Genomic DNA, 19497 nt, shown 5'->3' with positions numbered 1-19497 from the left:
AGAATCTGCCACCGTGGACGCCATCGACCGGAAGATTCTTGCGATACTGCAGGAAGAGGGCCGCCTCACCGTCACCGAGCTCGCGGCGCGGGTCGGGCTGAGCGTCTCGCCGTGCCACCGCCGGCTGCGGGAGCTGGAGCGGGACGGCACGATCCGCGGGTACCGCGCCGTCGTCGACGCCGACGCCGTCGGGCTGCGCTTCCAGGCGCTCGTCTTCGTCACCATGCGGCAGGAGGACCGCGACACGCTGCTGTCGTTCGAGGCGGCCGTGGCCCGGATCCCCAACGTCGTGCAGGCGCAGCGCCTCTTCGGCGACCCCGATTACCTGCTGCGGATCGTCACCGCCGACCTCGCCGCGTACCAGCAGCTGGAGGACGACGTGCTGGCGGTGCTGCCCGGCATCCAGCGGCTGAACTCCACCCTGGTCATGAAGCAGGTCGTCGCGGACCGGCCGTTACCCGCCTGACCGGGCGAAGGCATATGATCCGATCCGGACGGGAACCCCAGGCGGAACAAACGGGCGGAGAGCCGACATGTCAGGCGCCGAGTGGATGAAGGCCAAGCCGGACGCGACCCACGCGCCCATCGACCTGCAGACCGATCGGCCCCATCCGGCCCGGGTCTATGACTTTCTGCTCGGCGGCAAGGACAACTTCCCCGTCGACCGCGCCGCCGGCGAGGCGGGGCTGAAGGCCAACCCGAACAGCCGCATCCCACCCCGGGAAAACCGCAACTTCCTGCGGCGCGTGGTCGACCACCTCGCGGCGGAGTGCGGCGTGCGGCAGTTCCTCGACATCGGCACGGGCATCCCGACGTCGCCCAACGTGCACGAGGTCGCGCAGGCCGTCGCGCCGGAGTCGCGGATCGTCTACGTCGACAACGACCCGATCGTGCTGGCCCACGCCCGTGCCCTGCTGACCAGCAAGCCGGAGGGGCGCACCGAATACGTCGACGCCGACCTGCGTGACGTCGACCGCATCCTGTCCGCGCCGCAGGTGCGCGAGGCCATCGACCTCGACCGGCCCGTGGCGCTCATGCTCATCGCGATCATGCACTTCGTCGGCGACGCCGACCGGCCGTACGAGATCGTCCAGCGGCTCGTCGACGCCCTGCCCTCCGGCAGCTACCTCGCGCTGTCGCACCTGACCGGCGACTTCGACGCGGCGGCGTGGGAGCGCGTCGCGGCGATCTACGCCAAGCAGGGCGTCACGATGCAGGTCCGCTCGCACGAGGAGATCTCCCGCTTCTTCACCGGCCTGGAGCTGGTCGAGCCGGGCCTGCCGATCGTGACCAAGTGGCGCCCGGACGCCCACGTCGACGCGTCGGCCACCGACACCCAGGTCGCGGTGTACGGCGGCCTGGCGCGCAAGCCCTAACGGAGATCGACTACCGGGCCGGCTCGAGGTCGGCCCGGATGAGGCTGTAGACGGCTATGTCGGCCCGGGTCCCCGCCCGGGTCGGCTCCAGGCTGCGTAGCACGCCCTCGAACCGGAACCCGGCCGCCTCGGCGACCCGCCGCGACGCGGTGTTTCGGGTGTCGGCCTGCAGGTGGATGCGCTCGAAGCGGATCTCGGTCAGCGCCCAGCGGGCCACCGCCGCGGCCCCCTCGGCGGCGTAGCCGAGGCCGCGCGCCCACGGCGCCGTCCAGTAGTGCATCTCCGCCGAGCGCGCCGTCCAGTCGGCGTTGAACAGCGACACGTGCCCGACGAGCCGCCCGCCGGCGCGGGGCTGCAGCGCGAACCCGACGCCCTTGCCGTCCAGGCGCCGCTGCTCGATGCCGCCGGCACACCAGGACACCGCCGTCGGCAGGTCCGCCGCCGCGTACGGGTATCCGACCGGCGCGCTGCGCACGAACGCCTCGTCCTGCCACGCCTCGTGCACGTCGGGGGCGTCGGCGGCGGTGAACGGGCGCAGCACCAGCCGCTCGGTGGTGAGCACCGCGGGCGGGAAGCGCTCGACAGCCTGGACCATGCCGAAAACATAGCCCGTCGCAACGACGACAATCACGGGCGTCCGATTTCGCCGGTGCGCAGACTCGCTGGCTATGAAATTCACTCGAGTCCTCGTCGTCGCGGCCACGGTCGCGGCGGCGGTGGTGATCGCTCCCCAGCCGGCGTTGGCCATTCCTTCCGGTGCCGGATGGTCCGGCTCCTGGAAGTACACCGGCGGCACCAGCATCCAGGTCACGCTGGATGTGCCGGGCGCGAAGCTGGTGGCCAACGGTTGGGACGCGCTCGGTGTGCGCGCCTTCGTCCTCAACGTCAGCGACACCGCGGCCGACGGCAAGTGTGCCTACGTCAAGTGGACCGCGGCCGCCACGACCGAGCACTGGGCCTGCGGCAACGGCACCACGGTGCAGGTCAGCGGCCTGCCCACGTCGACCAACGCCATCACCGCCGTGCTGTGCCGCGACTCCACCGCCCACAACAACAAGACCAACTGCAACGTCATCGACGTGCCCTCGTCCTACACCGACGACTTCATCCGCACCGAGGGCAACGGCGCGCATTGGAGGTACTACGACGGCTACTCGGGCGAGGACTGGGGCGCCTGGATCACCATCGGTAACGTCGACCTCGACTACTTCGGGTGGGACGACTCGCCGGCCGGACAGCGCTGGATCCAGTCCTGGCTGACGGTCTTCGGGCCCACCTGCGGCTCGGGCACGATCCTCAACGCCACCCCGGCGTCGACCCTGACCAACTGCTCCCAGGGCGACCTCATCGACAACCTGCCGAACACGAACGTCACCGGCACAGCCTGGGGCACCGCCTGCACTTGGGCCATCCGTGCCCTGAACCCGCCCAAGCACTGCATCAAGCTCCGGGTCCCCGAACCCAGCTGACCCCGCACGGTGTCCCGGGCTTCGGGCCCGTCCCGAAACCCGGGACACCGATCCGGTCAGCCGGTTCCGGCGATGAACCCGGCGACCTGGGCAACCCGTCGCGCGAGCGGGGCCGGTGGTACCTCGATCAGCTCGTAGCCGAGGTCGCGGTACACCTCGGCGTGGATGCGCTCGAAGCGCTGCGACTCGGCGAGGCTGATGCGGCGGGCCACGGTCGGGGTCACGAACCCCATCAGGCGCACGAACAGTACCCGCCGCTCGTAGGTGCGCTCGCGCTCGATCCGCGCCGCCTCCCTTGCCAGCGCCGGGGTCGGCGTCAGTCCACTGTAGACGGCCAGGGCCAGGGTGCAGACCGGCGAGCGGTCGAACACCTGCACCGGCCCGCGCGCCGCGAGCTGCCGGGCCTGCTGTACCGCGACGATCCGGTCCAGGAACGCGGGCCCGTCCGCCTCCAGTGCGGGCGTCTCCGCGATGACGTCGGTGGCCGCCTCGTCGACCACGAGGTGCCCGAGCCCGCGCAGCGCCTGCGCGATGGTGGTCTTGCCGGCGCCGGGCGCGCCGGTGAGCACGAACCTGCGCATCATCGCCCTCTCCTGAGCGGTCGATTTCCGTGGGGATACGTTGTGGGAATGTCGAACGTTGCGATCGTCGGCCCGGGCGGCGTCGGCGGGCTCCTCGGCGGGATGCTGACCCGCGCCGGCCATGACGTCGTCTACGTGGCCCGTCCCGAGACTGCCGCGCTGCTGAACGAGCGCGGCATGAACGTGCACAGCGTGCAGTTCGGGGATTTCAGCGTACCGGCACCGGCCGTGGAGGCGCTGTCGTCCCCGGCGGAGCTGTGCGTCGTCGCGACCAAGGCCACCACGCTGTCCGAGGCCCTCGACCGCGTGCCACCGTCCTTCGGCGGCGTGCTCCTGCCCCTGCTCAACGGCGTGGACCATATGGAGACGCTGCGCGCCCGCTTCCCGTCGGCGCGGGTCGTCGCGGGCTCCATCCGGGTCGAGTCCACCCGCGTCGCGGCGGGCCGGATCGAGCACACCAGCCCGTTCTCCGGCATCGACGTGGCCGGCGACGGATCGGACGTGGTGGCGCGGCTGCTGGGCGGGGCGGGCTTCGACGTCACTGTGCGCGACAGCGAGGCGTCGCTGCTGTGGGACAAGCTCGCACTGCTGGCCCCGCTGGCGCTGATCACGACCGCGGCCCGGGCAAGCATCGGCACCGCCCGCGAGACCCGCCGCGACGACATGACGCAGGTGGTGGCGGAGGTCGCGGCGGTGGCGAGGGCCAACGGGACGCAGACGGACCCGGCCGCGATCCTGAGCATACTGGAGCAGATCCCGGCGACGATGAAGTCGTCGATGCTGCGCGACGCCGAGGCGGGCCGCCCCTTGGAACTGGACGCGATCGGCGGCTCGGTGCTCAACGCGGGCGCCCGCCTGGGCATCCCGACCCCGGCCACGGCCAGGGTCGTCGACGAGCTACGCCCCTTGTCCTAACCGGGCTCCGCCCCGCCTCGGGGCCTGCCCGGATATGTGCGGTTCTACCAGTTTGCGACAGCCTCGAGGATCAGGAACTGCTGGCGGCTGACCCAGCCTGGGTAGCGGTTGACCATGGCGTCGAACAGCTCCTGATCGGGCATGGCCGCGTCGCGTAGCTGCCCGTAGTACTCGAGGTAGGCGCGAGACTCGGCGAGGACCGCGGGCGGGTTGCCCTGGGTCGGGTCCTTGTGCCCGGCGACGACGGCAGTGGGGTTGAGCTCGGCCAGCCGGTCGAGTGCGGCGATCCATTCGGCCCGGCTTTGAGCCGTCGTCGCGCCGACGTACATGTGGCAGTGGTTGTAGGCGACGTCGCCGGAGACGACCAGGTCCAGGTCGGGCACGTGCAGCGAGGTCGTGTCGAGGGTGTCCGTGTGCCCGGTCTCAATCACCTCGATGGAGGAACCCTCGAGCCGGATCTCTGGCGAGTCGAGTGGTTCGGGCAGCGGGATCGTGTCGGCGATCTGGCCGGGGAACCGCGCCCTGAGGTCGTCATCCAGCGCCCGGACGTCCGGCTGTCGCATCTGCCGTACCGTCCCCGGCGCGGCGACCGCCCGCGCGTCCGGGAAGCGATCGAGAACGACCGGCAGGCCGAGATAGTGGTCGCCATGGCCGTGCGTGATGTAGACGGTCGTGAGCCGGCGATCGTGCAGCGCCACCCAGTCGGCCAGGGCGGTGGCCTCGCGCACGGTCATCAGCGGGTCCACGAGCACGGCATCGCGAGCGCCGAAGATCAACGTCGATGTCGTCGGATCCCAGGCCGGAGCATCGCCCACCGCGGGTGCCGGGGCGACGAACGGCTTTTCCGGCGCGACGAAGACGTCGTAGCTCAGCGCGGACCGGGTGGCTGGCATCGTGGTGCCCTACCCGGTTGCGGCTGTCCCACACCACGCCGACGCCGACCGGTGCTGGACCAACAAGAAGTACTACGACGTCCCGCCCGCCACCACCTTGCGGTGATCCGGGGCCACCGCGCGCGTCAGATCCGGGCCCGGGTTCTGAGCCGGGCGCCGCAGCCGGGGCGCCAGCAGCGCGGACACCAGGATCGAGGCCGCCGCCATGACCGCCATCGCGGTCGCCGGGGAGACGGCCTGCGCCACGGCGCCGGCGAGGGTCGCGCCGACCGCCTGCATCGTGAACATGCCCGCGCTGTGCAGGCCCAGGGACTGCCCGCGCAGGTCCGGCGGGGTCAGCTCGACGAGGCGGTCCTGCAGCAGGAGGCTGCCGCAGTACCCGACGGAGGCCACGGCCACGAGGGCCAGCGCGGCGGGCAGTGGCGGGCGCGCGAGGAGCGCCAGGTAGGGGACCGCGAGGAGCAGTTGCGCCGGGGTGGTGAGCGGGCGGCGCCAGCGCGCGGGGAGGGCGCGGCCGGCCAGGGCGTCGCCCACCAGCATGCCGGCCGCGGCGGCCACGAAGAGGGCGCCGGCGGCCGTGGGCGAGTATGGCACGAACAGCGCCTCGCAGCCCACGATCAGGCCGTTGGGCACCCACAGTCCAATGTAGACCGCGCGGCGGGCCGGTGAGGACAGCAGGGCGCGGTTGCCCAGCCAGGTGGCGCGGATCGACGCCGGGCCCGTGGCGCGCGGCGGGCGGGCGGTCAGGCCCAGGCGCGCCACGAGCGCGGCGAGCAGGCTCAGGGCGGCGCCGGCCAGCAGGACCGCCGCGGGAGAGAACGCGGCGAGCAGCGCACCGCCGGCGGCGAAGCCCGCGATCTGCACGGCGCCGACGGACATGTTCAGCAGGGAGCGGCCCAGCAGGTAGGCGTCGGCCGGCAGGGTCTCGGCGAGCAGCCCGAAGCGGACGCCGCCGCCGATCGACGCGGCCAGGCCCTGGGCCAGCACGATCGCGAGGACCGCGGCGACCGGCAGGCCAGGCAGTGCCAGGCACGCGGTGGTGAGGCCGGTGAAGGCGGCGAGGCCGGCCAGGGCGGCGCGCGGCGGGACGCGGTCGGCCGCGGACAGCAGCGTCGCGGCCCCGACGACCTGAGCGAACGACGAGCCGAACAGGCTCAGCGCGGACAGCAGCGGCGACCCGGTCGCGCCGTAGACGAGGGTCGCCAGCGCGATGCCGCTCACCGTGGCGGCCCCGACCTGGGCGGAGACGGTGGCGAACAGGGCCGGGAACTCGGGCGTGGCGAACAGCTCGCGGTAGGTGCGCACGACCGGCAGTCTGCGGGTCGGCGCCCGCCGCGCCGTAAGCTTTCGCGTGGAGGCGAAACATGGGTGTCTGGCGGATCGACGCCGACGTGCTGGCCGGCGGGCGGTTCGTCGTGTCGCCGATGGCCGAGACCGTCGGCTGCCTCGCCGCGCTCAACGGGCAGCACCGCGTGTCGCCGAGCCAGCGGGACTGGCTGGCCGAGCATCGGGCGGCGTTCCGGGCGCGCTGGGCGGCCGACCCGTTCGCGCTGCCGTTCCTGCGCGACGCGATCCGGCCCGGCTGGCTCGCCGACTTCCTCGTCAGGCCGCCGCGGGGCGACGCGCCGCGGTTCGCCGACGAGCTTGCCCGGGTCGCCGACACCACCGACGAGCAGGCCCGCCGCGACATCCTCGAGACGCTGGACCGCCCGCTGGCCCCGGTCCTGCGCGGCGACGGGCTCGTCGAGCGGGCCGTCGAGCTGCTGGACTGGGTGTGGCGGCACACGATCCGACCGGGCTGGCCGCGCCGCCGCCGGGTGTTCGAGGCCGACATCGTGGCCCGCACCGAACGGCTGGGCAGCGGCGGCTGGACGGCCGTGCTCGACAGGCTGCGCCCCGGCATGCGGTGGCTCGGCGACGGGCGGCTGCAGATCAACGCATACGACTATCCGCCCCGCGACGTGACCGGCAGCCGGCTGCTGTTCGTCCCCGTCACCGCCTACCGCGGCTGGGTCGCCTGGGAGGAGCCGGGGGACGTGCACGCGATCGTCTATCCGTGCACGGGCTGGCTCGCTCAGGATCCGGATGTCGTACCCCCGGACGCCCTTGCCCGCCTCGTCGGCCCGGCCCGCGCCCGGATCCTGACCCTGCTCGCCGCGCCGAAGAGCACCACGCAGCTGGTGGCGCTGACCGGCCAGACCCTCGGCTCGGCCGGCGGCCACCTGCGGGTGCTGCGCGAGGCGGGCCTGGCCGACCGCCGCCGCGCCGGCCGCTCGGTGCTGTACTACCGCACGGAGCTCGGCGACGCGCTCTGCCGCGGCGAGGGGGGCCGCAGACCGCCACGACCGTGACGTTCAGGCCGTCGGCCGGAGCGCCCCCGTGAACCTCAAGATCGGCGCGCCGGTGTGTCGATGTCGTGCCTACACGTCGATGTGCGAGCCCATGATGACGGTCCGGTCGCGGGGCAGGCCGAAGTGCTCGGCGGCGTCGGCGGTGATGTACGACGTGGCGATGAACAGCCGCTTGCGCCAGGGGGCCATCGTGGGCGAGTCGCCGCGGCGGAGCTGGATCTTCGACAGGAAATATGACGCCCGGTCGAGGTCGGTGTCGCCCTCGGTCCTGGACGGGTCGAGCAGGCGCAGCGTCGACGGCACGTCCGGGGTGTCCATGTAGCCGAAGCGGACCGTGACGTGGATGATGCCGTCGTCGGCGTAGCCGAGGTCGTCGACGGTGATCCGCTCCTCGACCGGGACGCGGGGGACCGGCTGGGTCTCCAGCGACATGATCACCACGTGCTCGTGGCGCACGTGGTTGTGCTTCACGTTGGCCCGCAGGGCCAGCGGCGCGGTCTCCTTGCCGCGGTTGAGGAAGACCGCGGTGCCCGGGACCTGCCGGGTCAGCGACGGGTCGCTGCGCAGCTGCTCGATGAACTCGCGCAGCGAGCCCTCCTGCCGGCGGCGCTCCGCGGTGACGATCGCGCGGCCCCGCTGCCAGGTGGTCAGGACGGTGAACGCGGTGATCCCGATGAGCAGCGGCAGCCAGGCGCCGTGGATGAGCTTGGTCAGGTTGGCCGCGAAGAAGAGCAGGTCGACCAGGAGCAGCACGGACGCGCCGGCGGCGAGCAGCCAGCGGGGAGTGTGCCACTTGCGCCGGGCGATGTAGAAGAACATCAGGGTGGTGATCGCGATGGTCCCGGTCACCGCCATGCCGAACGCGAAGGCCAGGGCCGCGGAGCTGCGGAAGGCGAAGACGAGCGTGAGCACGGAGACCATGAGCGTCCAGTTGATCCACGGCACGTAGATCTGGCCGATCTGCGACTCCGAGGTGTGCGCGACCCGCAGCCGGGGCAGGTACCCCAGCTGCGCCGCCTGCGACGCCACCGAGTACGCGCCGGTGATCACCGCCTGTGAGGCGATGACGGTCGCGGCGGTGGCCAGCAGCACCAGCGGCAGCCGGCCCCAGTCCGGCACGAGCAGGAAGAACGGGCTGCTGATGTTGGACGGGTCGTCGAGGACGAGCGCGCCCTGGCCGAAGTAGCTCAGCACGCAGGCCGGGAACACCAGGAACAGCCACGCGCGGGTGATGGACCGGCGGCCGAAGTGGCCCATGTCGGCGTACAGCGCCTCGGCGCCGGTCACCGCGAGCACGACGGCGGCGAGGGAGAAGAACGCGATGCCGAAGTGGCCGGCCAGGAAGCCCACCGCGTACGTCGGCGACAGCGCCTTGAGGATCGACGGGTGCCTGGCGATGCCGGCCACGCCGGACGCGCCGATGGTGACGAACCACAGGATCATCACCGGGCCGAACATCCGGCCGACCGTCGCGGTGCCCCGGCGCTGGACGAGGAACAGCACCACGATGATCACCGCGGTGATCGGCACGACGAGCTCACCGAGCGACGGCTGGACGACCTTGAGGCCCTCCACCGCGGACAGCACGGAGATCGCCGGGGTTATCATGCTGTCGCCGAAGAACAGTGCGGCGCCGAAGATGCCCAGCCCGGCCAGCACCGCCGCGACCCGCCCCCGCGACCCGCCTACGCCCGGTCTGGCTCGACGAGGCTCCGCGTTTGTCGACCCAGACCGGGCGCCAAGGCGCTTGAGCAGCGTGATCAGCGCCATGATGCCGCCCTCGCCGTCGTTGTCGGCGCGCATCGCGAGCAGCACGTACGTGACCGTGACGATGATCATCACGGACCAGAACACGAGTGAGACGACCCCGTACACGTTGCCGGTGCTGACCGGGACCGGGTGCGGGTCGGCCGGGTTGAACACGGTCTGCAGGGTGTAGATCGGGCTCGTCCCGATGTCGCCGAAGACCACGCCGAGCGCCCCGACGACCAGCGCGAGGCTCACCTGCTGCCGCCCAGCGCTCACGGCGATCCCCCTCGAAGGCGGTTGCGTCCCTCGGGCGGACAGTACGCCGTTGCGTCACCCGGGCCGGGCGCGCACCCCGATGCGCGCGTCCGGGCCATGGGACATATGGATCCGTCCTCGGCGCGGCCCGGCGGGTCACTGCACGAGCAGCACGTGCTCCACCCGGGCCAGCTGCAGCGTCCGAGCCACCCGCGGGCCGGGGGAGCGCAGCGTGAGCCGGCCGCCCGCGGTCCACATCCGGCGGTGCACGTCGAGCAGCATGCCGATCGCCGAGGCGTCGATGAACGGGCACTGGGCCAGGTCGACGACGAGATGCTCCGGCCGCATGTCGGCTGCCTCGTTGAGCAGCGCGGTGAACCGCGGTACCGAGGAGGCGTCGAGCTCCTCCGTGATCACGACCTCCACCGTGGGGTAGGCCGGGTCGGTCGTGCCGCTGTGCATGTCACGTCTCCTGTCGTTTCCGGCGACGTTTCCAGCGTTCGGAGTCGATGTGGAGAACCTTTCCCGGAACTGTGACACTTGTATGAATTCGGTGCCGGGGGGCCCACCCGGTGGTGGCCGGCCCCGGTCGGACGGCATGATGCGTGCTATGGCAGGCGTGCTGGTGATCGAGGACGACGACCGGATCCGGCTCTCGCTCTCGCTCGCGCTGGAGGACGAGGGGTATGTCGTCCGGGGCGCGGCGAGCGCGGAGGAGGGCCTGGTGGCACAGCGCGACGAGCCGGCCGACACGGTGCTGGTCGACCTGATGCTGCCGGGCGTCGACGGGTTTGAGTGCATCCGGCAGCTGCGCCGCAGCGACGACGTGCCGATCGTGGTGATCAGCGCCCGCGACGACACCCACGACATCGTCGCCGCGCTCGAGGCCGGCGCCGATGACTATCTGGTCAAGCCGGTCGCGGTGAAGGAGCTCTCGGCCCGCCTGCGCGCCCTGCGCCGCCGGGGCCGCACCGTGCAGGCGATGTCCACCATGGTCTTCGGCGCCATGGAGATCCTCCCGGAGGCCGGCGAGGTGCGCATCGAGGGCACGCCCGTCGCGGTCACCCGCACCGAGTTCCGGCTGCTGTGCGAGCTGGCCGAGCACCCCGGGCAGGTGCTCAGCCGCCAGCAGCTGCTGCAGCGGGTGTGGGAGTACGAGATCGGGGACGAGCGGCTGGTTGACGTCCACGTCGGGCGGCTGCGGCAGAAGATCGAGCAGGACTCCAAGCAGCCGCGGTACCTCGTGACCGTGCGCGGCATGGGGTACAAGCTGCAGAAATGAGGAGGTGGCGGGCGGGGCTGCGGACCCGGGTCGTGGCCGGCTTCGCGGCCGGCGCGCTCACACTGTCGGCGTCGATGGCGCTGATCTCCTACGAGATCACCCGCAGTTCGCTCATCTACGGCCGGGAGCGCTCGACCGTGCGCTCGGCGACCTTCGACTCGCGGGTCGTCTCCGCCGGGCTCAACGCCGAGCGGCCCGACATCGCCGCGATGCTGCGCACGCTGGACACCGGGGGCAACCGGCGGGTGCTCGTGCAGCACCTCGGCCACTGGTACGCGCGCAACGCCGACGGCGGGGCGGCCACCGCGGTACCGCAGAGCCTCCAGCGCCTCGTGAGCGACAGCGGCCAGGGCATCCAGCGGGTGCACATCGACGGCGTGCCGGCGGTGGTCGTGGGCATCCTGCTGACGCCCGCGACGGCGCTGTACGAGATCGACTACCTGCGCGAGCTCGACCAGACGCTGCGGACCCTCGGCTGGGTGCTGATCCTGGTCGCCACCGCCGTCGCCGCGGCCGGGGCGGGCCTGGGCTGGTACGCCACCCGCTACGTGCTGCGCCCGCTGCGCTCGGTCGCCGACGCCGCGCAGGGGATCACCGCCGGCGACCTCAGCGCCCGGCTCGACCCGGCCACCGACCGTGACCTGGAGCGGCTCTCGACGTCGTTCAACGAGATGGTCGACCAGCTGTCCCGGCGCATCGAGCGGGACCGGCGCTTCGCCGCCGACGTCAGCCATGAGCTGCGCTCGCCGCTGCAGACCCTCGCCGCGTCCGCCAGCGTGCTGGAGCGGCGCCGGGACCGGCTCGACGAGCGCACCGCGACCGCGGCCGGGCTGGTCGTGGCGGAGCTTGCCCGCTTCCAGTCGCTCGTCGACGACCTGCTGGAGCTCTCCCGGGGCGACCTGCCGGCCCAGCTCGCGCCCGTCGATGTGGGCGAGCTCGCCCGCCGCGCGGTGCAGCGCCGCCGCCTGTCGCCCGACATCGTCCGGTGTGGATGGGCCGGTGCCGACGGCGAGGGGCTGCGCTGGACCGTGGACCAGCGCCGGATCGAGCAGGTCCTGGTCAACCTCCTCGACAACGCGGTCACGCACGGTGGCGGGCCGGTCGCGGTGCGCGTCGAGGTGCACGGCCCGGACGGCGTGATCGAGGTCGACGACGAGGGCCCCGGCGTCAACCCGGCCGAGCGCGAGGTCATCTTCGACCGGTTCGTCCGGGGTCGCTCGTCCGGCGCGCGGGGCAACGACGCCGGCACAGGCCTGGGCCTGTCCCTCGTGGCGCAGCACGTGGCCGCGCACGGCGGGCGGGTGCGGGTGCTGGACCGGCCCGGCGGCGGCGCCCGGTTCCGCATCGAGCTTCCGGGAGTACGGTGAGGACCCGCCTGCTGTGCGCCGCCGCCCTCGCCGCGTGCCTGCTGCTCGGCGGATGCGGGGTCCCCAGCGACCGCGAACCGCGGCCGATCGAGCCGTCCGTGGTCATCGGCTCGTACGAGGGCCCGATCGGCGGCCCGCCGCCCTCGGCCGGCGCCGCCATCGAGCGGCTGTTCCTGGTGCGCGACAACCAGCTCATCGCCGTCGACCGCCGCGTCGCCGCCGCGCCGTCGCCGGAGAAGCAGCTCGATGACCTGATGGCCGGCCCGACGCCGGAGGAGCGCGACGAGGGCCTGGACAGCGCGCTGATCGGCACCAACATCATCACCGGGGTGCAGTTGCGCAACGGCACCGCGATCGTCGGGCTGGCCCGGGACAACCCGATCCGCAACGACGAGATCGTGGCGTACGGCCAGATCGTGTGCACCCTCTCCGCCCGCGCCGACGTGGTGGGGGTGCGGTTCGTGCAGGACGGCCGCCCGGTGGAGATACCGCGGGCCGACGGCGCCCTCACGCAGGAGATGCTGACCGAGGGCGACTACGGGAGCCTGATCCAGGACCAGTGAGGTTAGTCGAGTGCCCGGTCCACCACGATGCTGAACCGGTCGACGCTGCGGATGAGCCGGGCCAGCTGGGCGAAGTCCACCGGCTTGCGGAAGTAGAACTGCGAGGGCACGCCGAAGTCGCGCAGCATCTGCTCCTCCAGCGGCGAGCTGGTCAGCACCACGACCGTCAGATCGGCCAGCCGCGGGTTGCCCAGCACCCGGTCGAGCACGACCCGCCCGTCGACGCCCGGCAGGTTGAGGTCGAGCAGCAGGATGTCCGGCGTCGGCGCGCCCGCGTAGGCGCCGCGCCGCTCCAGGTAGTCGATCGCCTCGAGGCCGTCGCCGAGCACGGTCAGCGTGTTGCGCAGCCGGTGCTCCCGGAACTCGTCGACCGTGTACGCGACGTCGCCCGCGTCGTCCTCGACCAGCAGGATGTGCGCGAGGCCGAGCGCCTCTGCTTCGTGCGGGCCGCCCATGTGCTCCCCATTTATTGCACCTATGCAATATTCTCGCCCCACCTTAGTACACGCCACCCACCGTGTCGCGGCACGTGCAACGATTGCCGCGTGACAACCGAGCCGCTCGTCGAGGCGCTGCTGGCGGTCAGCCGCGTCATGGTCGCCCTCGCGGCCCGCAACCTCGCGGCGGTCGATGCGGACGTCACGCTGTCGCAGTACCGCACGCTGGTCCTGCTGGCCGGCGGCGGCCCGCAGCGCAGCGCCGCGCTGGCCAAGGAGCTGGGCGTGGCCCCGTCGACGCTGACCCGGATGTGCGACCGGCTGGTGCGCAAGTCGCTGGTGCAGCGCTTCCACCGGCACAACGACCGCCGCTCGATCTGGCTCGGCCTCACCCCCGCCGGCCGCGACCTGGTGGGCATGGTGATGACCGCCCGCCGGCACGAGATCGAGGCGCTGGTGCGCGCTGCCGGCCTGGCCGCCACCGGCGCGCAGCTGGAGCTGCTGCACGCCTTCGTCCGGGCGGCGGGCGAGCTGCCCGACGAGGAGTGGTGGCGGTGCTGGCGGACCTCGGCCGACCCGGTCGACGGCGCCCACGCGATGCGCGCGGCCCGCAACGGCGTCGCCTTCGGCTGACCGCCGGGCGCTTGGCGGTACCGGATAGGGTCAGGGCCGTGGAGACCAGAAGCCGGCCGGCCGCGCGGATCGTCTGTCTCGACGCGGCGCAGCGGGTGCTGCTGCTGCACTGGCGCGATCCGGCCGACGGGTCGTGGCTCTGGGAGCCGCCCGGGGGCGGGATCGATCCGGGCGAGACGCCGCTGGACGCGGCGCGGCGGGAGCTCGTCGAGGAGACCGGGCTGGACCCGGCGGCGATCCTCGACGGGTTTGTCGACGTGCGGCGGGACCAGCGGTGGAACGGCGCCCGGTGGGTCGGCGTGGAGCAGTTCTTCCTCGCCCGTTTCGACGTCGAGCGGCCCGCGCTGGTGCGCACCGGGCTGCTGCCCGACGAGCAGCAGAACCTCCACGACCACGCGTGGGTGGAGCAAGCCGCCCTGGCCGCGCTGCCCGACCGGCTGGAGCCGCCGCAACTGGCCGCGGTCATCGCCGAGCTCGTGGCGCCCGGGCGGTAGCTCAGCGCGGCGAGCGGATCAGCAGGTTGGCGACGACCTCGTCGGGGCCGACCGTGGCGTACACGTGCGGCACGTCGGCCCGCCAGGAGATGTGCTCCCCGGCCCGCGCGACCAGCGGCGCCTCGCCGGGGCCGGCGCGCAGCACGCCCCGGTGGACGGTGACGTGCTCGGTCACCCCCGGCGCGTGCGCGGGCGAGTGCTGGACGACGCCGGGGCGTACGCGCATCCAGAACAGCTCGAACGTGGCGCCCGGCTCCTCGAAGACCTCCAGCAGGGTCGCGGTCACCGCCGCCCCACGGACGTCCGCGGCCGCCCCCGGCGGATCCCCGGGGGCAAGGACAAGAGCCGTCAGCGGTACCTCCAGGGCCCCCGCGACCGCGTAGAGCGTCTCCAGCGTCGGGTTGCGGGTGCCGTGCTCCAGCCCCGACAGCGTCGCCTTGCCGATGCCGGCCGAGCGGGCCAGGGCCGACAGTGACACCCCGCGCGCCTCGCGCAGCCGGCGCAGCCGCTCGCCCACCGCCGGATCGATCCGGCTTGTCCCGCCTGCGTCCACCCGGTTATTGTGGCGTTCCGTTTACGGAACGATCGTCGAGAGGCGCCCATGCGCTACCGCGGGATCCTGCCCCCGATCCTGGCCGGCCTGGTCAGCGCCGTCGTCGGCTACGCCAGCTCGTTCACCGTCGTGCTGGCCGGCCTGCGCGCGGTGGGCGCCACGCCCGCCCAGGCCGCCTCCGGGCTGCTCGCCCTGTGCCTCGGGATCGCGGCGACGGCGATCGGCCTCGGCCTGCGGTACCGGATGCCGATCTCGATCGCGTGGTCGACCCCGGGCGCGGCCCTGCTGGTCGCGACCGGCCACGTCCCCGGAGGCTTCCCCGCCGCGGTGGGCGCGTTCCTGGTCAGCGCGGCGCTCATGGTGCTCGCCGGCCTCTTGCCCTGGCTGGCCCGGGCCATCGCCGCCATCCCGCGCCCCATCGCCGGGGCCATGCTCGCCGGCGTCATCCTCAGCCTCTGCACGGCCCCGGTGCGCGCGGTGGTGGACCTGCCGCTGCTGGCCACGCCGGTGATCCTGGCCTGGGCCGTCCTGTTCCGGTACGCCAGGCAGTGGGCCGTCCCGGGCGCCCTGCTCGCCGCCGTGATCGCGATCGCCGTGCACGGGGTGCACGGCCCGGGCGGCGGCCTGTCCGGCGCCGAGCTGCGCCCGGCGGCGGTGCTGACCGTACCGACGCTGAACCTCTCCGTGGTGGTGAGCATCGCGGTGCCGCTGTTCCTGGTCACCATGGCGGCGCAAAACGTGCCCGGGATGGCGGTGATGGCGACGTACGGGTACACGCCCCCGCTGCGCCCCATGCTCGTGGCGACCGGCCTCGCCAGCGCGGCCGCGGCCCCGTTCGGCGGCCACGCCGTCAACCTGGCCGCGATCACCGCCGCCCTGACCGCCGGCCCCGACACCCACCCCGACCCGCGCCGCCGCTGGATCGCCACGGTCGCCCTCGGCAGCGGCCAGCTGGCCCTGGGCCTGGGCGCGTCCCTGGCGATGGCCCTGGTCCTGCTGTCCCCGCCGCTGCTCGTGATCGCGGTGGCCGGCCTGGCCCTCCTGCCGGCCCTGGGCTCGTCCCTGGCGACGGCGGTGACCGAGCCGGAGGGCCGCGAGGCCGCGGTGGTCACGTTCGTGGTGACCGCCTCGGGCATGACGATCATGGGTATCGGCTCGGCCTTCTGGGGCCTGCTGGCGGGCGGCCTGACCGCGCTGCTGCTGCACCGCCGCCGCCCGCCGGCCTCGGCCTCCACCGCTCCTGCCGCTCCTGCCGGGGCCCCTTCCGCCCCGGCCCCGGACCCGGCTCCGGCCGCCGAGGCGGTCCGCCCGTAAACCGCTCACGCCCGGGGGCGGCTCCGGGTGACGCTGTCCGGCGATGGGAATGCTCGATCTGATGGCCACGCGGGTCGCCGCCGGCGCGACGGTGCAGTTCCGCCCGACCGGCCACTCGATGGTGCCGCTGATCCGCAGCCGCGCCCTGGTCACCGTCGCACCGGCCGACCCGGCGAAGGTCGAGCCGGGCGACATCGTCCTGGCGAAGGTCGCCGGCACCGTGTACGTCCACCTGGTCTGCGCCGTCGACCACCCGAACGGCCGCGTGCAGATCAGCAACAACCACGGCCACGTCAACGGCTGGACGAACCACGCCCGCGTCTACGGCCTGTGCACGGCCGTCGACGGCGTGCCGGGCCCGCGCATCGCGGGCAAGACCCGCTGACCGGCCCGCGGCGCCTTCGATGCGCGGTCGGAAACGTTCCGCGGCGGTAGTCGCAAAACGATCATTTGCCGCGTTTGCCGTCAATCGTCGGGCTCGACGTGAACCGCGGGGCGCTGCGCAAGGCGATGGCCGGGCGGTACTCGCCGTGGTCGCTGCGCGAGACGCCCGCGCCGGCCCGGCAGCGGTGGTTCCAGCCGGCCGGCGACCGGGTCGAGGTCGACGGGCGGCTGCGCTCGCGGGTGCGGTTCGTGGAGCACAACGTGGCGCGGGACGATCCGGTGCGGTACAGCGCATCATCGACCGGCACGGCGGGCGCGTCTGGGCCGCCGGCGAGCCCGGTTGCGGCGCGACGTTCTCGTTCACCCTGACCGCGTCGTGACCGGACAACGGGGGCGGGGGGGGGGGGGGGGGGGGGGGGGGGGGGGGGGGGGGGCGCGGGGGGGGCGGGGGGGGGGGGGCCCCCCCCGCCGCCCCGTGCGTTCGGATCAGGCGAATCGGTCGGATCAGGCGACGTCGTACCGGTCGAGGTCCATGACCTTGGTCCACGCGGCGACGAAGTCACGGACGAACTTCTCGTTCGCGTCGTCGCCGGCGTAAACCTCGGCCAGCGCGCGCAGCACCGAGTTGGAGCCGAACACCAGGTCGGCGCGGGTGGCGGTCCACTTCGCCTCGCCCGTGGCGGCGTCGCGGCCCTCGAACGTCTCCTCCTCGTCGGAGGTCGGCGTCCACGCGGTGCCGAACTCGAGCAGGTTGACGAAGAAGTCGTTGCTCAGCACGCCCGGCCGGGCGGTGAACACGCCGTGCTGCGACTGCCCGGTGTTCGCGTCGAGCACCCGCAGGCCGCCCACCAGCACGGTCATCTCGGGGGCGCTCAGCGTCAGCAGCTGGGCCCGGTCGACGAGCAGCTGCTCCGTCGGGCGGCGGTGGCCCTTGCCGAGGTAGTTGCGGAACCCGTCGTGCGTGGGCTCCAGCACGGCGAAGGACTCCACGTCGGTCTGCTCCTGCGCCGCGTCGGTGCGGCCCGGCGTGAAGGGGACCTCGACGTCGACGCCGGCGGCCTGCGCGGCCCGCTCGACGGCCGCGGAACCGGCCAGGACGATCAGGTCGGCGAGCGAGACCTGCTTGCCGCCGGCGTTGAACTCCTGCTGGATCCGCTCCAGGGTGCCCAGCACCCGCGCCAGCTGCGCCGGGTCGTTGACCTCCCACTCCCGCTGCGGCGCGAGGCGGATGCGCGCCCCGTTCGCCCCGCCGCGCTTGTCGGTGCCGCGGAACGTCGACGCCGACGCCCAGGCGGCCGCGACCAGCTCGGAGACCGACAGTCCGGAGGCGAGGATCGTGGCCTTGAGCGCGGCGACGTCGTCGGCCCCGATCAGCTCGTGCGTGACCGGCGGGACCGGGTCCTGCCACAGCTGCGGCTCGGCCGGGACCTCCGGGCCGAGGTACCGCGCGATCGGCCCCATGTCGCGGTGCGTGAGCTTGAACCACGCCTTGGCGAACGCGTCGGCGAACTCCTGCGGGTTCTCGTAGAAGCGGCGCGAGATCTCCTCGTAGATCGGGTCCACGCGCAGCGCGAGGTCGGTGGTGAGCATCATTGGCGCGTGGCGCTTCGCCGGGTCGTGCGCGTCGGGCACCAGGTCCGCCGCGGCCGCGTCCGTCGGGGTCCACTGCTTCGCGCCGGCCGGGCTGGTCGTCTGCTGCCACTCGAAGCTGAACAGCGTCTCGAAGAAGCTGTTGTCCCAGGCGGTCGGGGTGGGCGTCCACGCGCCCTCCAGGCCGCTGGTGATGGTGTCGCCGCCCTTGCCGGAGCCGTGCGCGTTCTTCCAGCCCAGGCCCTGCTCTTCGATCGGGGCGGCCTCGGGCTCGGGGCCGACGTTGGCGTCGGGCGAGGCCGCGCCGTGGGCCTTACCGAACGTGTGCCCGCCGGCGATGAGCGCGACGGTCTCCTCGTCGTTCATCGCCATGCGGCGGAAGGTCTCCCGGATGTCCCGGGCCGCGGCCAGCGCGTCCGGGTTGCCGTTCGGCCCCTCCGGGTTGACGTAGATGAGGCCCATCTGCACGGCGGCGAGCGGCTTGGCGAGCTCGCGGTCGCCGCTGTAGCGCTCGTCACCGAGCCAGGTGTCCTCGTTGCCCCAGTTGATGTGCTCGGGCTCCCAGACGTCCGCGCGCCCGCCGGCGAAGCCGAACGTCTTGAAGCCCATCGACTCCAGGGCGCAGTTGCCGGCCAGAACCATCAGGTCGGCCCAGGAGATCTTCTTGCCGTACTTCTTCTTGACCGGCCACAGCAGCCGCCGCGCCTTGTCCAGGCTCGCGTTGTCCGGCCAGCTGTTCAGGGGCGCGAAGCGCTGGTCGCCGGAGCCCGCGCCGCCGCGGCCGTCGGTGATGCGGTAGGTGCCCGCGCTGTGCCAGGCCATCCGGATGAACAGCGGGCCGTAGTGGCCGTAGTCGGCCGGCCACCAGTCCTGCGACGTCGTCATCACCGTGTTGATGTCCGCCTTGACCGCGGCGAGGTCGAGGGAGTTGAACTCCTCGGCGTAGTCGAAGTCCGCGCCCATGGGGTCGCCCGCGGGCGGGTTCTGGTGCAGCACGCCCAGGTCCAGCTGGTTCGGCCACCAGTCCCGGTTGGACCGGGCCCGCGGCGGGCGGACGGGAGCTTCGCCCGAGATGACGCCGTTGTTATCACTTGCCACGTTGCTCTCCTACGGCTCGCAGTCGGATGCAGCGGTCGGCCGGCTGGCGGCCGAGGCGGGGCACAGGCCCCGGTGGACGACGTGGACGCACCTCACCAGCGCCTACCGGCAGGCAGCGCAGTGCGCACGGGTGAGAGTCTGGCCCACTTTTCTGGAGTGAGTCAAGAATATCGCGGCTTCATCACTCGTGTCG

At 73.0% G+C, this 19497-nt stretch carries 22 protein-coding genes; 13 read left to right on the top strand and 9 right to left on the bottom strand.

Translation table 11 applies throughout. The features are described from left to right. Positions 1-13 precede the first annotated feature (13 nt). Positions 14-466: an Lrp/AsnC family transcriptional regulator gene (locus ACGFI8_RS24440; RefSeq protein ID WP_392808198.1), complete on the top strand. Its 453-nt coding sequence runs from the start codon at positions 14-16 to the stop codon at positions 464-466. A gap of 67 nt (positions 467-533) precedes the next feature. Beyond that, on the top strand, positions 534-1376 hold the full coding sequence (locus tag ACGFI8_RS24435) for an SAM-dependent methyltransferase (protein ID WP_392808196.1): 843 nt from the start codon (positions 534-536) through the stop codon (positions 1374-1376). A 10-nt stretch (positions 1377-1386) separates the two neighbouring features. Here ACGFI8_RS24435 and ACGFI8_RS24430 read toward each other — a convergent pair whose 3' ends face one another. Beyond that, on the bottom strand, positions 1387-1971 hold the full coding sequence (locus ACGFI8_RS24430) for a GNAT family N-acetyltransferase (RefSeq protein WP_392808194.1): 585 nt from the start codon (positions 1969-1971) through the stop codon (positions 1387-1389). A 73-nt stretch (positions 1972-2044) separates the two neighbouring features. Between ACGFI8_RS24430 and ACGFI8_RS24425 the strand changes: the two genes are divergently transcribed. Further along, on the top strand, positions 2045-2845 hold the full coding sequence (locus ACGFI8_RS24425) for a hypothetical protein (protein ID WP_392808192.1): 801 nt from the start codon (positions 2045-2047) through the stop codon (positions 2843-2845). 56 nt (positions 2846-2901) lie between these two features. Here the strand turns inward: ACGFI8_RS24425 and ACGFI8_RS24420 are convergent, their stop codons facing one another. Further along, a complete protein-coding gene (locus ACGFI8_RS24420; protein WP_392808190.1) occupies positions 2902-3429 on the bottom strand; it encodes an AAA family ATPase in 528 nt (175 codons plus the stop codon). Between the two features lie 45 nt (positions 3430-3474). On the opposite strand from ACGFI8_RS24420, the gene ACGFI8_RS24415 reads away from it, so the two are divergent. After that, on the top strand, positions 3475-4341 hold the full coding sequence (locus ACGFI8_RS24415) for a ketopantoate reductase family protein (RefSeq protein WP_392808189.1): 867 nt from the start codon (positions 3475-3477) through the stop codon (positions 4339-4341). A 44-nt stretch (positions 4342-4385) separates the two neighbouring features. Here ACGFI8_RS24415 and ACGFI8_RS24410 read toward each other — a convergent pair whose 3' ends face one another. Next, the gene (locus ACGFI8_RS24410; RefSeq protein ID WP_392808187.1) at positions 4386-5234 is read right to left on the bottom strand and encodes an MBL fold metallo-hydrolase; all 849 of its coding nucleotides are present in this window, start codon (positions 5232-5234) and stop codon (positions 4386-4388) included. 72 nt (positions 5235-5306) lie between these two features. Beyond that, a complete protein-coding gene (locus ACGFI8_RS24405; RefSeq protein WP_392808185.1) occupies positions 5307-6539 on the bottom strand; it encodes an MFS transporter in 1233 nt (410 codons plus the stop codon). A 59-nt stretch (positions 6540-6598) separates the two neighbouring features. Here ACGFI8_RS24405 and ACGFI8_RS24400 point away from each other — a divergent pair, with 59 nt between their 5' ends. After that, a complete protein-coding gene (locus ACGFI8_RS24400) occupies positions 6599-7585 on the top strand; it encodes an ArsR/SmtB family transcription factor (RefSeq protein WP_392808184.1) in 987 nt (328 codons plus the stop codon). 69 nt (positions 7586-7654) lie between these two features. Here ACGFI8_RS24400 and ACGFI8_RS24395 read toward each other — a convergent pair whose 3' ends face one another. Together ACGFI8_RS24395 and ACGFI8_RS24390 are read right to left on the bottom strand one after the other, a co-directional pair. Further along, a complete protein-coding gene (locus ACGFI8_RS24395; protein ID WP_392808183.1) occupies positions 7655-9610 on the bottom strand; it encodes a potassium transporter Kup in 1956 nt (651 codons plus the stop codon). A gap of 135 nt (positions 9611-9745) precedes the next feature. Further along, entirely contained in the window at positions 9746-10051 is a 306-nt protein-coding gene (locus ACGFI8_RS24390) for an STAS domain-containing protein (RefSeq protein WP_392808182.1), read from the bottom strand. A gap of 148 nt (positions 10052-10199) precedes the next feature. On the opposite strand from ACGFI8_RS24390, the gene ACGFI8_RS24385 reads away from it, so the two are divergent. Genes ACGFI8_RS24385 through ACGFI8_RS24375 form a run of 3 tightly spaced genes read left to right on the top strand, consistent with a single transcriptional unit; the run spans position 10200 to position 12801 of the window. Continuing rightward, a complete protein-coding gene (locus ACGFI8_RS24385; RefSeq protein WP_392808181.1) occupies positions 10200-10871 on the top strand; it encodes a response regulator transcription factor in 672 nt (223 codons plus the stop codon). Continuing rightward, the gene (locus ACGFI8_RS24380) at positions 10868-12238 is read left to right on the top strand and encodes an ATP-binding protein (RefSeq protein ID WP_392808180.1); all 1371 of its coding nucleotides are present in this window, start codon (positions 10868-10870) and stop codon (positions 12236-12238) included. Before ACGFI8_RS24385 ends, ACGFI8_RS24380 begins: the two co-directional genes overlap by 4 nt. Then, positions 12235-12801, top strand: coding sequence for a GerMN domain-containing protein (locus ACGFI8_RS24375; protein WP_392808179.1), 567 nt, complete (start codon positions 12235-12237; stop codon positions 12799-12801). The genes ACGFI8_RS24380 and ACGFI8_RS24375 overlap by 4 nt, the downstream gene beginning before the upstream one ends. A 2-nt stretch (positions 12802-12803) precedes the next feature. On the opposite strand, the gene ACGFI8_RS24370 is transcribed toward ACGFI8_RS24375, so the two are convergent. Then, entirely contained in the window at positions 12804-13256 is a 453-nt protein-coding gene (locus ACGFI8_RS24370) for a response regulator (protein ID WP_392808178.1), read from the bottom strand. A gap of 138 nt (positions 13257-13394) precedes the next feature. Here ACGFI8_RS24370 and ACGFI8_RS24365 point away from each other — a divergent pair, with 138 nt between their 5' ends. Continuing rightward, positions 13395-13871, top strand: a complete 477-nt coding sequence (locus ACGFI8_RS24365; protein ID WP_392808314.1) for a MarR family transcriptional regulator — start codon at positions 13395-13397, stop codon at positions 13869-13871. 38 nt (positions 13872-13909) lie between these two features. Further along, positions 13910-14365, top strand: a complete 456-nt coding sequence (locus tag ACGFI8_RS24360) for an NUDIX hydrolase (RefSeq protein WP_392808176.1) — start codon at positions 13910-13912, stop codon at positions 14363-14365. 1 nt (position 14366) lies between these two features. On the opposite strand, the gene ACGFI8_RS24355 is transcribed toward ACGFI8_RS24360, so the two are convergent. Continuing rightward, positions 14367-14918 (bottom strand): helix-turn-helix domain-containing protein, encoded by a 552-nt coding sequence (locus ACGFI8_RS24355; protein WP_392808175.1) that lies wholly within the window; start codon positions 14916-14918, stop codon positions 14367-14369. Positions 14919-14966: 48 nt separating this feature from the next. Here ACGFI8_RS24355 and ACGFI8_RS24350 point away from each other — a divergent pair, with 48 nt between their 5' ends. The 3 genes from ACGFI8_RS24350 (at position 14967) to ACGFI8_RS24340 (ending at position 16985) form a co-directional block, all read left to right on the top strand. Next, entirely contained in the window at positions 14967-16232 is a 1266-nt protein-coding gene (locus ACGFI8_RS24350) for a benzoate/H(+) symporter BenE family transporter (RefSeq protein ID WP_392808174.1), read from the top strand. A gap of 43 nt (positions 16233-16275) precedes the next feature. Further along, on the top strand, positions 16276-16617 hold the full coding sequence (locus ACGFI8_RS24345) for a S24 family peptidase (RefSeq protein WP_392808172.1): 342 nt from the start codon (positions 16276-16278) through the stop codon (positions 16615-16617). A 74-nt stretch (positions 16618-16691) separates the two neighbouring features. Further along, positions 16692-16985 (top strand): CheR family methyltransferase, encoded by a 294-nt coding sequence (locus ACGFI8_RS24340; protein ID WP_392808170.1) that lies wholly within the window; start codon positions 16692-16694, stop codon positions 16983-16985. A 135-nt stretch (positions 16986-17120) separates the two neighbouring features. On the opposite strand, the gene katG is transcribed toward ACGFI8_RS24340, so the two are convergent. Further along, positions 17121-19304 carry a catalase/peroxidase HPI gene (gene katG, locus ACGFI8_RS24335; RefSeq protein ID WP_392808168.1) on the bottom strand — a complete coding sequence of 728 codons (2184 nt, stop codon included), beginning with the start codon at positions 19302-19304 and terminating at the stop codon, positions 17121-17123. Positions 19305-19497 lie beyond the last annotated feature (193 nt).

This window comes from Dactylosporangium sp. NPDC048998 (assembly GCF_043197855.1).
Lineage (GTDB): Bacteria > Actinomycetota > Actinomycetes > Mycobacteriales > Micromonosporaceae > Dactylosporangium.
The sequence above is the reverse complement of the archived record's forward strand: the minus strand, read 5'-3'. Positions and strand labels throughout refer to the sequence as shown.

Coding starts and splice junctions, on each gene's coding strand:
- ACGFI8_RS24435 (WP_392808196.1), top strand. CDS start 534: ATGTCAGGCGCCGAGTGGATGAAGGCCAAGCCGGACGCGACCCACGCG.
- ACGFI8_RS24430 (WP_392808194.1), bottom strand. CDS start 1,971: ATGGTCCAGGCTGTCGAGCGCTTCCCGCCCGCGGTGCTCACCACCGAG.
- ACGFI8_RS24425 (WP_392808192.1), top strand. CDS start 2,045: ATGAAATTCACTCGAGTCCTCGTCGTCGCGGCCACGGTCGCGGCGGCG.
- ACGFI8_RS24420 (WP_392808190.1), bottom strand. CDS start 3,429: ATGATGCGCAGGTTCGTGCTCACCGGCGCGCCCGGCGCCGGCAAGACC.
- ACGFI8_RS24415 (WP_392808189.1), top strand. CDS start 3,475: ATGTCGAACGTTGCGATCGTCGGCCCGGGCGGCGTCGGCGGGCTCCTC.
- ACGFI8_RS24410 (WP_392808187.1), bottom strand. CDS start 5,234: ATGCCAGCCACCCGGTCCGCGCTGAGCTACGACGTCTTCGTCGCGCCG.
- ACGFI8_RS24400 (WP_392808184.1), top strand. CDS start 6,599: ATGGGTGTCTGGCGGATCGACGCCGACGTGCTGGCCGGCGGGCGGTTC.
- ACGFI8_RS24390 (WP_392808182.1), bottom strand. CDS start 10,051: ATGCACAGCGGCACGACCGACCCGGCCTACCCCACGGTGGAGGTCGTG.
- ACGFI8_RS24385 (WP_392808181.1), top strand. CDS start 10,200: ATGGCAGGCGTGCTGGTGATCGAGGACGACGACCGGATCCGGCTCTCG.
- ACGFI8_RS24380 (WP_392808180.1), top strand. CDS start 10,868: ATGAGGAGGTGGCGGGCGGGGCTGCGGACCCGGGTCGTGGCCGGCTTC.
- ACGFI8_RS24370 (WP_392808178.1), bottom strand. CDS start 13,256: ATGGGCGGCCCGCACGAAGCAGAGGCGCTCGGCCTCGCGCACATCCTG.
- ACGFI8_RS24365 (WP_392808314.1), top strand. CDS start 13,395: ATGGTCGCCCTCGCGGCCCGCAACCTCGCGGCGGTCGATGCGGACGTC.
- ACGFI8_RS24350 (WP_392808174.1), top strand. CDS start 14,967: ATGCGCTACCGCGGGATCCTGCCCCCGATCCTGGCCGGCCTGGTCAGC.
- ACGFI8_RS24345 (WP_392808172.1), top strand. CDS start 16,276: ATGGGAATGCTCGATCTGATGGCCACGCGGGTCGCCGCCGGCGCGACG.